The organism is uncultured Photobacterium sp., assembly GCF_947039875.1.
Classification (GTDB): domain Bacteria; phylum Pseudomonadota; class Gammaproteobacteria; order Enterobacterales; family Vibrionaceae; genus Photobacterium.
Genome location: NZ_CAMRAN010000036.1, coordinates 1 through 14,176 on the forward strand (window position 1 = coordinate 1; position 14,176 = coordinate 14,176).

Genomic DNA, 14,176 nt, shown 5'->3' on the forward strand with positions numbered 1-14,176 from the left:
GAGATGGAAGCATTCAACCATAATTTGGCTAATTTATTCAGTCAATTAGGCTTAGATAACTCAACCGAATTTATTGAGCGTTTCTTATACACACATACATTAGCGCCCTCACAAAAATTAGCTGATGCCGCCTTTTTTACTCTCGCTCAACAACAATTTATTAATGAAGCTCAACAACAAGATGCTGATTGGAGTGAAGTGATTGACCAACTAGACACTTTACTTCGAAAATAAGTACAATATTTATCAAGGAACCATGATGTCAACCATCACTCAAGAAATAGAGCAGGCAATAGCAAGCTTAGTCGCTGAAAATAAACAACCATCGACAGCGTTAATTAAAGCTCGCCTCACCACACCATTGCCTATTCCTGTCATCATCAAAGCGCTACAAGCATGGCAAAAAAATGCCAAAGTACCGCATATAGAAAAGCAACAGCAGCAATTAACGACCGAGCAACGCCTTGAACAACTTGAACAGCAAGTACTGGCACTTTCAACACGTTTAGCGCGATTAGAAGCTGATCGCTAATAATAAAAAAGTACCTAATTGAAGGTGCTTTTTTAATTATTACTGAAAATTCCACGACATATTAGACACAATTCGGCATCGATCACATTTAAAATGGAACAAGCCATGCAGTGCTTCTGGTACTCGCCATTCTCCTCCACAACTTGGACATCGACGCGCTAATTCAGCCACTTTGCTTTCACCACCAACACGGTACTGATAATAATACGTTGGCACCTCGGTGGTCGTTTCAATATGACGGCATAATTCGCGTCCACGCACAAATAACTCGCTGTCTACAGCACCAATTTCAGCCAATGCCATACTCACAGCAGTTGGACTTTTAATAGCCATTTGAATTTCATCAAAAGCTTGCCATTCGGTTTGCCATTTAATGATTGCTTTATAATCATCATTCATCGTTGCCCCTGTTTGATATAACGGGATAGGCAGCAACGTATCACCACTACGAAGTGGTGAGCAACTATGAACATAAGTGGTATAAAGCACTTGCCATGAGGGTGAAAAGCTTTCAGCGACTGAATCTGAATTAAGATCAACCCCTAATATTTTGATTTTAGGCGCAAGCAAACACGCATTCGTTAATTGCTCATAACATTGATTGACTTGCGGGCTATTAAAACGCGAATGAAGACTTTCTTTTTCAGGACACACGACCCTCACTCGAAAAATACCATCATCAATAACAACAGGAAATTCACGTCCAAGTGCTTGACCGTTATAGCGCAATGCATCCATTAAGCCATTAATAGCGGAATCAACTTGCGATAAAGTCGTATTATCAAAACATTCAAATTGTAACTCAACAACAAACACGTGTTATACCTCGGTCACTAATGGCTGCAATTGCTGTAAGAACATCACTACATCATTTGCTAACACTTGACGAGTATCTTTACCCAATGTTTCTAACACCACTTGGCCGGTCATATTACAAATAGAAATGACTTTTGATTCATCATCTAAGGCCGCAATAAAGACCGTTGGTTTTAGTTTCATTCGACGTTGAGTCACCAAGTGCCCAAGAATATTTTGTTGTAAACGATCAATATCGTCGTCATTAAATGCTTGTAATAAATCTAACGATAAATCACCAAACATTGCGCCCATATCGCCACTAAATTGTGATCCATAAAAAGCATTGATATCGCTATGGAGTAATAAATCCATACCTTTTTCAACCCCATCTAAACCAATAATAGGCTGACGTTGAATGGGTTTCCAAGTTACATTTTGGCCATCATCCGCAATAACACAGGGTGATATAAGACCCACTAAATGTTCACTTTCGGGAAAACCGCGATCTGCATCACACCATGCTTGTAAATAACGAGCAGAAAAATCAGATAAAGCGCAGGTAACAGGATGATTCATTCGCAACCTCATAAAAGATTCAGTAAACTTTAGGTTTAAACCGTTTCGACGGACATCTATTCTAATCCAAGAGTGTCATAGACAGTATGAGTAAATATAAAGACGCTAAAGAATTAGCAGGTTTAACCCTTGGCAAAAAGACAGAATATAAGGATCAATATGATCCATCATTACTGCAACCAGTGCCAAGAAGCTTAAACCGTACCGATATTAATATCAGCGATGATGCACTGCCATTTACTGGCTATGATATTTGGACATTATACGAATTATCTTGGCTCAATAATAAAGGCTTACCACAAGTTGCGATTGGTGAAGTACGTTTACCCGCATCAAGCCCTAATCTTATCGAATCAAAATCATTCAAACTATACCTTAACAGTTTCAATCAAACTCGTTTTGATAGCTGGCAAGATATTGCAGATACACTACAAATTGATTTATCACGTTGTGCTGGTGAAGATGTTGACGTCACTATTCAACCTCTCACTGATTTTAATGATCAACCGATTGTTAATTTCTTTGGCGAATGTATTGACGATCAAGATATTGAAATTAGTGACTACAGTTTCAAGCCTGAATACCTTGAACGTGCTGCAGATAATAACGATATCGTCGAAGAAATTGTTCATAGTCATCTTTTAAAATCAAACTGCTTAATCACTAATCAACCCGATTGGGGCAGTGTTCGTATTGCCTATAAAGGTAATCGTATTGATCGTGAAAAATTATTGCGTTACATCGTGTCATTCCGTAATCACAATGAATTCCATGAACAATGTGTTGAGCGTATTTTTAACGATATTATGCGTTTCTGCCAGCCAGAATTATTAACTGTTTATGCGCGTTATACTCGTCGCGGTGGTTTAGATATTAATCCATACCGTACCAATATGGGCAAAACCCCAAGTGATAATTTCCGTCTCGCACGTCAGTAATTAGATCCTCACGACGAATTCAACATTAAGTCCGGCAAAAAATCTTTACTTTGCTGGACTTGATATATTAACCCAGTAAAATCAATACTATCTTGTGTGTTATTCTGCTGTTTTGAGATTATATGAATTTTCGTGGCCTATTTATTTCTGGATTAGTATTATTAACAACGTCATTTGATCTTCAAGCAAAACTTTATAGTTCGCAGATCCTCACAGAAGCACACAATTTATTAGTTAATCAACCAGAGCGAACGCTCACTATCACCAAAAGCTATCTTGAAAAACGACGTCTGAGCCAACCTCAGGACCCCTCTCGTGTTCATCTGAATGGTGAAGCCGATCATTCAACACGTACTCCACTTAACACTGTTAATGCGTTACAACTCCAAGCCCAAGCGTTATCTCTTTTACAACGACCAGAACAAGCAATTAACATTATTAAAAAAGCTGAAAAAACAGCCCTTAACAATAATTTTATGTTCAGTGTCTTTGAAAGTCGTATTTTATTGGCTCAATTTTACTGGATTAATTTAAGTAATAGTGCAACAGCATTAAAAATGCTGAATACCCTTAGCATTGACATAAAACATTCACCGCCAATAAAACTCACCAGCCAACTGCAAGAATTAAAATATCAATCACTCATGCTACGCGCACGGATTGAATCAAGCTTAGGCAATGATGAAACAGCTGAAAAATTATTTATCAAAGCCAAAGGATATCTAGCCGCATTTGACGATAAAGATGAAACCATTAATTATCAGCTCACATTAGGTCAGCATTATTTACGTCATCACCATTATGATATGGCGCTTGATCGCTTATTAAGTGGTTACTGGCTCGCGGTCGAAAATGAAGACCAACCCCAAATTGCTCGTGCTAATTACGAATTAGCTCAACTATTTGAAGAACGCCACGTGTTTGATAAAGCATTAGAACATGCCACTCAAGCTGGCGAATTTTTCGAACGTTATAAACGCACTCAACAATTAGCCAAAACACTGACTTTAATTGCCTCTATCTATGAGCAACAAGGACGCTATAACCTTGCATTAGTACATTATTTTAATGCTCTCGACCAAGAGAATCAGTTAAAACACGATGTCCGTTCCGCTAGTTTACGCTTGAATATTGCACGGGTTTATTTGCATTTATATAACTACCCCAAAACAGAGCAATATATTGTTCAAGCACGCAATCTTGCCCTTCAAAGTGGAAATGAAAATATTGTCGCCAAAAGCCAAATTCTACAAGGGCAATTAGAGTTAGAAAAAGGGACCTTAGACGATGCCATTACCTCATTGCAAGCAGGGTTAATTTCAGCAAGTCGTATTGGTGCAACAAATTTACAATTGCTAGGTGAATCAATATTATCAAAAGCGTTTGAAAAGCAGAATGATTACTACAACGCTTTACTCAGTCAACGTCGCTACGAACAACTGTATGTTGTCAAACAAAAAAACGCGACCAAAAGCAATACCGAAGTGTTTAAACAACAACAAAAAATGATGGAACGTTCACTTAAACTTGAAGAAATGGAGCGTGAACAATTTATTAATAAAAATGCACTCTATAAACAACAACAAATATCTTTAGCTCTAACGGGAGGGCTAGTAGTTATGCTATTGCTGTTATGGCGTCGCCAACATATTAATAAACAATTAAAACAACAACTCACAAAATTAACTACCGATTACTATACTCATCCCCGCAGTGGATTACGCAATCTACGCATGCTAAATGCACGTCTAGCTAATTCGCTTCAGCAAAGTAGCGATAACTTCGAACAATGGCATCTTGGGGAAATTATTAACGAACCGTTAAGCGATCGGTTACGATTTGCCTTATTTGAAGTCTCCTTTTTAAAACATATTTCGTTAGAGAAAGGCTATCAACAAGGGCTTGCTGCAGAGAAAGACTTTGGTAATTATTTACAACAGCAAGTATTAGAACCTGCTCGTATTTATCACTTTTCCGATGCTATGTTTTTATATATAGAGCCAAATTCTCGCTTGAGCTGTGATCCTAAACAACTTGCCGACTCAATCCAACAGTTAATTGATAATTATACTTTACCATTGGGTATTGAGAATTCATTACAAATAGGCATGGCAGAATACCCATTTTTACCGCGCTCATATACTGCAATTAATGACCAAGAATTAATTGATATTTTACTGATGGCTGTTGATGCAGGTATTAGCCTTAATAATAAACAGTCAGGTAGTCACTGGGTTCACTTATGCGCGATAGATGCAGCCCCTGCTGCTAGTTTTGTGAGCGATAATATACGCCGCTCTTGTATTGAAGGTATAGCAAAGGGATTAGTAAAAGTACGCAGTTCAACTAATAGTGAAATAATCTGGAACTACGATCACAAGTCTAACAAAGACATCAATTAAATCTATAAATAGTTCATTATTTTGTAAAATTTCACTAACTATTGTATTTTGTTTTTGATAGCATATTTTTAAAATAATAGTAACATTATGAATTAAATGACTTTTAATCGTACTAACACAGATGCATAGCCGATGACAGATATCAGTACAATTGTTGCTGAAGTTAACATTCTAAAACAACAATTAGATCGCGCTCAACTTTCTTACCGTGATTCCAACCTAAAATCGCGGCGTGAAATTGTGATATTAAAACGTCTAATCACTCGATTAACCATTGCCTGTCGAGGCATTGATGATGAACTCGACAATACATTGCAATCCATAACCCATGATCTTGAACAACCGTTAGAGATTAGTCGTCTTATTCCTCGATTAGCGATTGTTGAACGACTTGTTATTCAACAAGCTGATATGATCCAACATCAAAATCACCATTTACAACAACAGATTAATCAACGTGGTCATACTCTGATACAACACCAAGATTTACCCGTGTCATTACTACAAGATTTAGATCATCTGTTCAACCAACAACCATCAACATTATTAGATAATCATCAACGTATAGTTCGCTTACTTGAGCTATATGAACGCAGTATCAAATTAATAACAGCTAATAATAAGTCTTCGTTATCTAAAGATAATCTTCACCATTTTAGCGTTGAGTTGGTAGCAGAATTACAACAACTTATCACCGAAATAGACTTTACTAATGAGCAAGGGCAGCAGCTATTTACTATTCGTAATCAATTAGTACAAGGCGTCGATCAATCTGCACTATTGGCTTTATTAGTCCAAGTTTTACGTCTTATTGTCTCAGGTACCCATAACGAGCGTTACGCATCACAACAATTTCTAAACACTCTAAATAGTGATTTAGCCTCACTCCAAAAAAACACCGCCCAAACGGCTAGTTCTTTTTCTGTGCTACATCAACATCGACGTGATTTTAACAGCGGCATATCAACGATTGTCTCAAATATTAATCAAGAACTTAAGATTAACAATTCGCCAGCAATCGACACTTCATCATGGGCAAATATTACCCATGAATTACAACAATTAGCACTGCGTAATAGCCAACTAGAACAGCGGGAACAAGCGTTAATTGAACAGTTAAACCATAACGATAATAAAGTGCAGCAATTACAACAACAAACGTATAGTTATCACCAACGATTAAGCCAACAAGAACAAAATATTTTTCGAGATAAATTAACCTTAACCTATAATCGTAGCGCATTTAATGATCGTATTGAACATGAATATCAGCGTTGGTTGCGCTATCAAAATCCATTACTTTTAATACTGATTGATATCGATAACTTTACCCAGTTAAATAATGATTATGGCCATCATGCAGGTGATAAAGCGCTTAAAATTATCGCGCAAACTATTAGCCAACAATTAAATTCGACAGATTTTATTGCGCGCTTTAATGAAGATGCCTTCGTTTTACTAATGACCGATATTGATCAGCAACAGTGTCAGCAATTAATGAATGATATTCGAACCGCAATTACTCAATTACCACTACATTTTAAAGGTCAGAGTATTACGATGTCAGTGTCGATGTGCTCTTCGTTTTTCAACAATCATGACACGCCTAAAAATGTCATTCAGCGTATTGAAACCGCCCTTCGTCACAGCCAAGTTCAGCGCAGTAATAGCGTTATTCATCAATGATTAATTACCCTCAACTATCGTATCCATTTCATTACTGGGTGCTTATATTATTACTATCATTTACTGGTCAAAGATAAAATCACTGTGTATGGTAACCATATAAAATAATTTTATCTTACTGTTCTTTATTTGATTTTTGCACCAGTCCTGTGGTGAATACACCTTGTCTTCTGCCTTATATTAATAAATGAACATGCTATTTCATCATTACCAGGGAGGTTATTATGATTACGCATATCAGCCCTATCGGCGCTATGAACCTATTATCACAAATAGAAGCCGACAGTCTAAAAGCAACAGCATCCAGTGATTTATATCGCTTATATCGTAACTGTTCACTCGCGGTTTTAAACTCGGGCAGTCATACTGATAATTCCAAAGAATTGCTTGAGAAACACCTCGATTTTGCGATTAATTTATTACGTCGTGAACGTGGTATTAAAATCGAACTGGTGAACCCACCAGAACATGCTTTTGTTGATGGTCGTATTATTCGTGGCATTCAAGAACACATGTTTTCAGTGTTACGCGATATCATTTATGTCGATATGCATATCGCACGTCGAAATGATATTGATCTTGCTAGCGCCCCCCATATTACCGATTTCGTATTTAGTCTGTTACGCAATGCTCGTACCCTACATGCAGGTGAAGATCCCAATATTATCGTGTGCTGGGGCGGCCACTCAATTAACCCAATTGAATACCAATACACTCGTGAAGTCGGCAATGAACTGGGCTTGCGTGAACTTAATGTTTGTACTGGTTGTGGACCGGGCGCAATGGAAGGACCAATGAAAGGTGCTGCTATTGGTCACGCTAAACAACGTTACTCTGGCAGCCGTTTTATTGGTTTAACTGAACCGTCAATTATTGCCGCAGAGCCACCAAACCCAATTGTCAACGAACTGGTTATTTTACCCGACATAGAAAAACGGTTAGAAGCCTTTGTTCGCGTGGGCCATGGCATCATTATTTTCCCAGGAGGAGCTGGCACTGCAGAAGAATTGCTCTATATTTTAGGGATTTTGATGCATCCCAATAATGCAGAACAACCACTACCATTGATTCTCACAGGCCCCAAAGAAAGTGAAGCTTATTTCCGTACCCTAGATGATTTTATTCGTAACACGTTAGGCGAAGCTGCAACCCGACATTATCAAATTATTATTGGTGATCCTGCTGAAGTTGCACAAGTAATGAAAGCGTCAATGGCACGTGTAAAAGAACACCGCTTAGCCACTGGTGATGCTTATTGCTTTAACTGGTCACTGACGATCCCTGAAGATTTCCAAATGCCATTTGCACCAACACATAAAGCCATGGCTAGTTTAGATTTACACATGGATCAACCGAAAGAAAAACTGGCGGCTAATTTACGTCGAGCATTCTCAGGTATCGTGGCGGGAAATGTCAAAGAAGAAGGCATTCATGAAATCGAACGTTATGGTCGTTTTAAAATTGATGGCGATAAAGTCCTAATGCAACGCATGGATAAACTCCTCAAAAATTTTGTGGAACAACAACGCATGAAATTGCCCGGCAGTAAATATGAGCCGTGTTATGAAATCGTTAATAGCCACGAACAGTCAAAATAATATCGTTATTTGATTACAGTTTTGCGTACAATAAGGAGCCTAAGTGCTCCTTTTATTCATCTACATAGAATTTATTTATGGCTATTCACCTTGTTATTATTGATGCATTAAACCTTATTCGCCGTGTTCATGCCGCGCAACCGGGGCAACCCGATGTCGACAACACCGCAAGAGTATGTTGTCAGGCATTACAGAAAATAATTAATAGCACGGAACCGAGCCATATTGTGGCAGTGTTTGACCATAATAGTGATGACCGAGGTTGGCGAGCAGAATTACTGCCACACTACAAAGAAGGTCGTAAACCGATGCCACTAGAACTATTAGCTGGTATGGATAGCATTCAAGATGCATTTATGACAATGGGCATTGATTCATTATTATCTGATGGCGATGAAGCCGATGATTTAGTGGCAACCTTGGCATTAAAAGTCGCCTCTCGCAGTGAACAGGTCACTATTGTTTCAACTGACAAAGGCTATTGTCAGTTACTACAACCGACGTTACGTATTCGTGATTACTTTCAGCAACGCTGGCTTGATAGCCCTTTTATTGAAAAAGAATATGGTGTTAAACCACAGCTGCTAACCGACTATTGGGGATTAGCAGGTATCAGTTCCAGTAAAATTCCTGGTGTTGCAGGTATTGGTCCTAAAGCAGCAGTGGAATTATTAAGCCTCTACCCTAATCTTGACGCGATTCTCACTGCCACTGATCTTGCCCCTAAATGGCAAAAAAAAATCACCGGTAATGAAGAGACCGCTCGTGCATCCAAAGCAGTGGCAAGCCTAAAGACTGATTTAGAACTTGGCTTTAATTTGCAAGATATTCGTTATCACGATGCCACTCAGAATTAATGATGTGTAAATACTAGTGATAAAAAAACGCCACCCTCAAAAGGATGGCGTTAATAATCACTCGCTACACTACCTGCAAATTAATATGCAGAGCGATTATCTAAGCGTTGAATATGCACCGTAATTTCTTCACGGTCATGATACAAATGTTTCGCTTGCAGCTTAAACTTCACACCGTTTTTAATCAGCAGTACTTTTAGATTTTCAATATCTTGTAGCACTTCGTCATAACGACCTTTCATTGGTAATTTAAGGTTAAAAATAGCTTCTTTGGCCCATGCTTTGATTAACCATTCACCAATAAGGTGTGCTACACGAGCGGGTTTTTCAATCATGTCACATACAATCCACGTAATATTCTTACGTGCAGGCTCATATTTAAAACCATCAACTGCATGGTATTTAACTTGGCCAGTATCCATTAAGCTTTGCGCCATAGTACCGTTATCAATCGCGTGAACGAACATCGAACGCTTCACTAATTGATACGTCCACCCCCCCGGACAAGCACCTAAATCAACACTCCACATACCCGGTGCTAAACGTTCATCCCACTCCTCACGAGGAATAAACACGTGAAATGCTTCTTCTAATTTCAACGTTGAACGGCTTGGCGCATCGGCAGGGAATTTAAGACGAGGAATACCCATAAAAAATTGTGAGTTATTTTGTGGGTAAGAATAGCCAACAAAACAACAACCAGGAGCAATAAAGCACACATGTAACACTGGCTTTTTATGGTTATCTTTAACGTATAAAATATTACGTTTACGCATTGCTTGACGTAGTGGCACCGTGAATTTACGGCAGAACTTCAGCAGTTCTTTTGCTTCATTAGTATCTGGCGTTTCAATACGTAAATCACCACAAATTGGGAAGTCTTCACCAATAACATCTAAAATAGGTGAAATACGATCTTCTGTTGGTAAACCCGTTAGCATTGCTGATGTTGCAAACATTTGACGAGCAAAAATCAACTGCGAAAATGGCTGCAATTGAATGAATTTATTTGCATCACCGGCTTGGTAAAACTCAAATAATACATAACCTGAATTGTTTTTCACCCGAGGGAAACCAAACAATTCCAGCGTATTTGCTTTGTCTTGAACCTCTCCGGCACATTCTTTTTCAAAGCCAGGACGACAGTACAATAAAACTTGATTCACGTTGAAACCCTCAAGCTGAACGCCAGGTGGCGATTGCAAGCATCACCCAGCCAATAATAAAACATATTCCGCCCATCGGGGTGATGGGACCAAACCATTTAATGCTGGTTAAAGCCAATGCATATAAACTGCCGCTAAAGCAAATTATACCAAGGCCAAAAAACAACGCCGCGTATGATAACGCTTTTGATGGCAAAAAGCGTGACAATATTCCACAACCTAATAATGCTAAGGTATGCCACGCTTGATATTGAACCCCAACTTTAAACACATCGAGTAAATGCGGTGCTAAGCGGTGGCTTAATCCATGAGCAGCAAAGGCCCCCAACGCCACCATTACCACGCCACTACATGCCGCAAACATCAACATAAATCGTGATTGATGACACTGTTTTTCGGTTAACTCAATAGTCATTAGTACACCTCTAACTATGCTACTTCACTATCAACACTATTTTTAATAAAGGCCGCTAAGGCTTCAATTGCAATAGTGATATTTTCAGCTTCAGTATGCCCTGATGCTTTACGTGGTTTAAAGCCGTGATCACCATCAACTAAAAATTGATAATGCACTTGAGCGGAAAAAGGCCACTGCTCTACTTCACTACGAACTCCAAAGGTATCGCGTTCACCTTGTAAAATAAGAGTAGGAACCGTGATGGTTGCAAGATGATCGCCACGATAATTTTCAGGCTTTGCTGGCGGATGGAAAGGAAAACCAAGGCAAGCAACACCGCGAACTTTCGCTGCACAGTTATTAACTAGTGGCGTTTGGGCTGCAATATCCGTCACCATCAAACTTGCCATTCGTCCTCCCATTGATTTACCGCCAATGACTAACTTGCCATTATCAAACTGTTCGATATGGGTTTGAAAATCGAGTAATAATTTAGGTTGGCGATCTGGCGGACGCTTTTTACCGTCCTCTGCACGTTTGATCATATAAGGAAAATTAAACCGCACTACTTGAATATTATGTGCCGCTAACCCCTGTGCAACCGTCGTCATGAAGGCATGATCCATCCCTGCACCAGCACCATGAGCAAATAAAAACGTCGCTATTGCGTGTTCAGCATCAGGGCCATCAAGTAGATATTCACACTTATTCAATGACATCAGGCATATCCTCTTGCTCTTTACGGGCTTTATTTAAAATCCAATCGCGGAAAATTTGAATACGACCAGTGTCTGCTTGTTTTTCCTGACACACAAAATAAAATGCATTTTTACTCACTAGAATTTCATCAAACGGACACACTAATCGTCCGGCTTCTAATTCCGGTTGCGCCAATACATTATTGCCTAATGCAATACCTTGGCCGTGAGCTGCTGCTTGCAATACCATGGTCGAATGACTAAATATCGGCCCTTGGTTTACGTTAACGTCTTTCACGTCATAGTGACGAACATAGTTTTTCCACTCTTTACGAGAAGTATCATGCAGCAACGTATGCAATTTTAAATCTTCAATAGTGCGTAATGGCTTCGTTCCAACTAATAGCATTGGTGAACACACAGGCATCATAAACTCTTGATACAGTTTATCAGCGCGTAACCCCGACCAATTACCACGACCATAATAAATGGCCACATCCACATCATCAGTCAGTGATCCCTCATCAAGATCAACCGCTTTAATTCGCACATCAATTTCAGGATGTTGTTCATTAAAATCGGTTAATCTTGGCACTAACCATTGAATAGCAAAACTAGGAGGTAAACTAATGGTTAATGCGCCTTTAGAGCCTCTTTCAAGTACCTTATCAGTTGCATCTGAAATAGATGAAAAGATATCTTTAATATCAAGAAAATAGCTTTGCCCTTCTTCAGTTAGCAGCAATGAACGATTGCGACGACGGAATAACTTTAACCCTAGAAATTCCTCTAAGGCTTTAATTTGATGGCTAACTGCGGCTTGAGTAACAAACAGTTCTTCGGCTGCACGTGTGAAACTTAAATGCCTTGCGGCAGCTTCAAATACCTTCAATGAATTAAGTGGCGGTAAACGTCTTGACATACTTTTCGAGGCTCTCTAATGCATTAGTTTTTTTCATCTCAAACATTATAAATTGTCCATTGTTTAAGTGCTATATAAACCCTATCATTCGTTCCGTAGTGTCGATGAACATTTTGTGTTTTGCCCTCTGGCTAACCGCTGAATTGATATTACGATGTTGTGTTTGCATATTGTCCGGATCCTGCCGGATCGGTAGTTATCTACCTCTTTACTTCCTGTATTTTGACTTATGCGTCAAAGTAATTGTTAGCACTGCGCCCCAACGCAGTGCTATTTTTTTATTGGTTTAAAATCACCGCAACACTTGCTCTTCCTCGCATTTATTAGCATCATCGATAATTCAAATTTCTGTAATGTGACTAGCTATGACCATACCATTCGATATCAAACAAATTCAAACCCAATTTCCAGCCTTGCAACATTCAGATGTCGCACCGCGAGCGGTTTATTTAGACAGTGCAGCCACGGCTCAAAAACCTGCGATTGTTATCGATACGCTAACTCATTATTACCGTGGTTATAATGCCAATGTCCATCGTGGTAGCCATAGCTTAACCGCCAATGCAACCTTCGCTTTTGAACAAGCACGTGCCACCGTACAACACTTTATTGGTGCTGCCAGCCCAAGAGAAATCATCTGGACTCGTGGTGCAACTGAAGCTTTAAATCTTATTGCACAAACCTACGCTCGCACCCATTTACAAGCAGGAGATGAGATTTTAGTCAGTGAACTTGAACACCATGCCAATATCGTACCTTGGCAAATGGTCGCACAACAAACTGGCGCTAAAGTCGTTAAAATTCCGATGAATCAAGATTGCACCTTGGATATCGATGCTTATCAGCGTTTATTATCAAATAAAACCAAAATCGTAGCTGTTGCTCATATCACCAATGTCACAGGTACTCGCAATCCGATTGAATCAATGATAGCTGCTGCTCACCACTATGGCGCAGTCGTTGTGGTTGATGGCGCGCAAGGGATTGCACATGAAGCTGTGGATGTTCAAGCACTTGATGCCGATTTCTATGTCTTCTCAGGGCACAAAATTTATGCGCCAGCAGGTATTGGAGCACTTTATGGTAAACAAGCACTGCTTGAAACGATGCCACCCTGGCATGGCGGTGGAAAAATGGTCGATAAAGTCTCATTTAATGGTACTAGCTATGCGGGTTTACCGGGGAAATTTGAAGCGGGCACCCCCAATGTTGCTGGTAGCTTAGCGCTTGCTGCAGCCATTAATTGGCTACAAAGTATTGACCGCCAAGGCGCAGAACAACACATAGCTAATTTACGTCAACAAGCTTTAGATGGCATTCAGAATATTGACGGACTACGTATTATTGGCCTTCAGCCTCACGCAAGCTTATTTTCTTTTGTTGTCGATGGTGTCCATCATCAAGATATCGCTACGCTACTCGACCAACAGCATATTGCCCTGCGTGCTGGCCACCATTGTGCTCATCCAATGTTAGATGCGCTAGGCTTAACAGGAACATTACGAGTATCATTAGCCCTTTATAATGATCAACAAGATGTAGCGCGATTTATTGTAGCGCTGCATAAAGCCTGTGATTTATTATAGTTACAGCCAAGGAAAACAAC

At 39.4% G+C, this 14,176-nt stretch carries 14 protein-coding genes; 8 read left to right on the forward strand and 6 right to left on the reverse strand.

The genetic code is table 11. The features are described from left to right. The first annotated feature begins 3 nt into the window (after nucleotides 1–3). Nucleotides 4–234, forward strand: a complete 231-nt coding sequence (locus Q0V26_RS12735) for a DUF2789 family protein (RefSeq protein ID WP_297482085.1) — start codon at nucleotides 4–6, stop codon at nucleotides 232–234. A 25-nt stretch (nucleotides 235–259) separates the two neighbouring features. After that, nucleotides 260–532 (forward strand): hypothetical protein, encoded by a 273-nt coding sequence (locus tag Q0V26_RS12740; RefSeq protein WP_297482005.1) that lies wholly within the window; start codon nucleotides 260–262, stop codon nucleotides 530–532. A 39-nt stretch (nucleotides 533–571) separates the two neighbouring features. Here Q0V26_RS12740 and Q0V26_RS12745 read toward each other — a convergent pair whose 3' ends face one another. Further along, nucleotides 572–1,348: a Zn-ribbon-containing protein gene (locus Q0V26_RS12745; protein ID WP_297482006.1), complete on the reverse strand. Its 777-nt coding sequence runs from the start codon at nucleotides 1,346–1,348 to the stop codon at nucleotides 572–574. A 3-nt stretch (nucleotides 1,349–1,351) separates the two neighbouring features. Then, nucleotides 1,352–1,906, reverse strand: coding sequence for a SecY-interacting protein (gene syd, locus Q0V26_RS12750; protein WP_297482008.1), 555 nt, complete (start codon nucleotides 1,904–1,906; stop codon nucleotides 1,352–1,354). A gap of 86 nt (nucleotides 1,907–1,992) precedes the next feature. On the opposite strand from syd, the gene queF reads away from it, so the two are divergent. From queF to xni, 5 genes are all read left to right on the forward strand, one after another. Then, entirely contained in the window at nucleotides 1,993–2,844 is an 852-nt protein-coding gene (queF, locus tag Q0V26_RS12755) for an NADPH-dependent 7-cyano-7-deazaguanine reductase QueF (protein ID WP_297482009.1), read from the forward strand. 122 nt (nucleotides 2,845–2,966) lie between these two features. After that, nucleotides 2,967–5,246 (forward strand): GGDEF domain-containing protein, encoded by a 2,280-nt coding sequence (locus Q0V26_RS12760; protein WP_297482011.1) that lies wholly within the window; start codon nucleotides 2,967–2,969, stop codon nucleotides 5,244–5,246. A gap of 132 nt (nucleotides 5,247–5,378) precedes the next feature. After that, on the forward strand, nucleotides 5,379–6,932 hold the full coding sequence (locus Q0V26_RS12765; RefSeq protein WP_297482012.1) for a GGDEF domain-containing protein: 1,554 nt from the start codon (nucleotides 5,379–5,381) through the stop codon (nucleotides 6,930–6,932). Nucleotides 6,933–7,156: 224 nt separating this feature from the next. Next, entirely contained in the window at nucleotides 7,157–8,530 is a 1,374-nt protein-coding gene (gene ppnN, locus Q0V26_RS12770; protein WP_297482032.1) for a nucleotide 5'-monophosphate nucleosidase PpnN, read from the forward strand. Between the two features lie 77 nt (nucleotides 8,531–8,607). After that, entirely contained in the window at nucleotides 8,608–9,387 is a 780-nt protein-coding gene (gene xni, locus Q0V26_RS12775) for a flap endonuclease Xni (protein WP_297482034.1), read from the forward strand. 80 nt (nucleotides 9,388–9,467) lie between these two features. On the opposite strand, the gene rlmM is transcribed toward xni, so the two are convergent. Genes rlmM through Q0V26_RS12795 form a run of 4 tightly spaced genes read right to left on the reverse strand, consistent with a single transcriptional unit; the run spans nucleotide 9,468 to nucleotide 12,570 of the window. After that, nucleotides 9,468–10,553, reverse strand: a complete 1,086-nt coding sequence (gene rlmM / locus Q0V26_RS12780; RefSeq protein ID WP_297482035.1) for a 23S rRNA (cytidine(2498)-2'-O)-methyltransferase RlmM — start codon at nucleotides 10,551–10,553, stop codon at nucleotides 9,468–9,470. A gap of 10 nt (nucleotides 10,554–10,563) precedes the next feature. After that, on the reverse strand, nucleotides 10,564–10,968 hold the full coding sequence (locus Q0V26_RS12785; RefSeq protein ID WP_297482036.1) for a DUF423 domain-containing protein: 405 nt from the start codon (nucleotides 10,966–10,968) through the stop codon (nucleotides 10,564–10,566). A 14-nt stretch (nucleotides 10,969–10,982) separates the two neighbouring features. Next, complete coding sequence (locus Q0V26_RS12790; RefSeq protein WP_297482038.1) at nucleotides 10,983–11,669, reverse strand: alpha/beta family hydrolase; 687 nt, start codon at nucleotides 11,667–11,669, stop codon at nucleotides 10,983–10,985. After that, nucleotides 11,656–12,570, reverse strand: a complete 915-nt coding sequence (locus Q0V26_RS12795; protein ID WP_297482040.1) for a transcriptional regulator GcvA — start codon at nucleotides 12,568–12,570, stop codon at nucleotides 11,656–11,658. The genes Q0V26_RS12790 and Q0V26_RS12795 overlap by 14 nt, the downstream gene beginning before the upstream one ends. 365 nt (nucleotides 12,571–12,935) lie before the next feature. Between Q0V26_RS12795 and csdA the strand changes: the two genes are divergently transcribed. After that, the gene (gene csdA, locus Q0V26_RS12800; RefSeq protein WP_297482041.1) at nucleotides 12,936–14,156 is read left to right on the forward strand and encodes a cysteine desulfurase CsdA; all 1,221 of its coding nucleotides are present in this window, start codon (nucleotides 12,936–12,938) and stop codon (nucleotides 14,154–14,156) included. The last annotated feature ends 20 nt before the right edge of the window (nucleotides 14,157–14,176 follow it).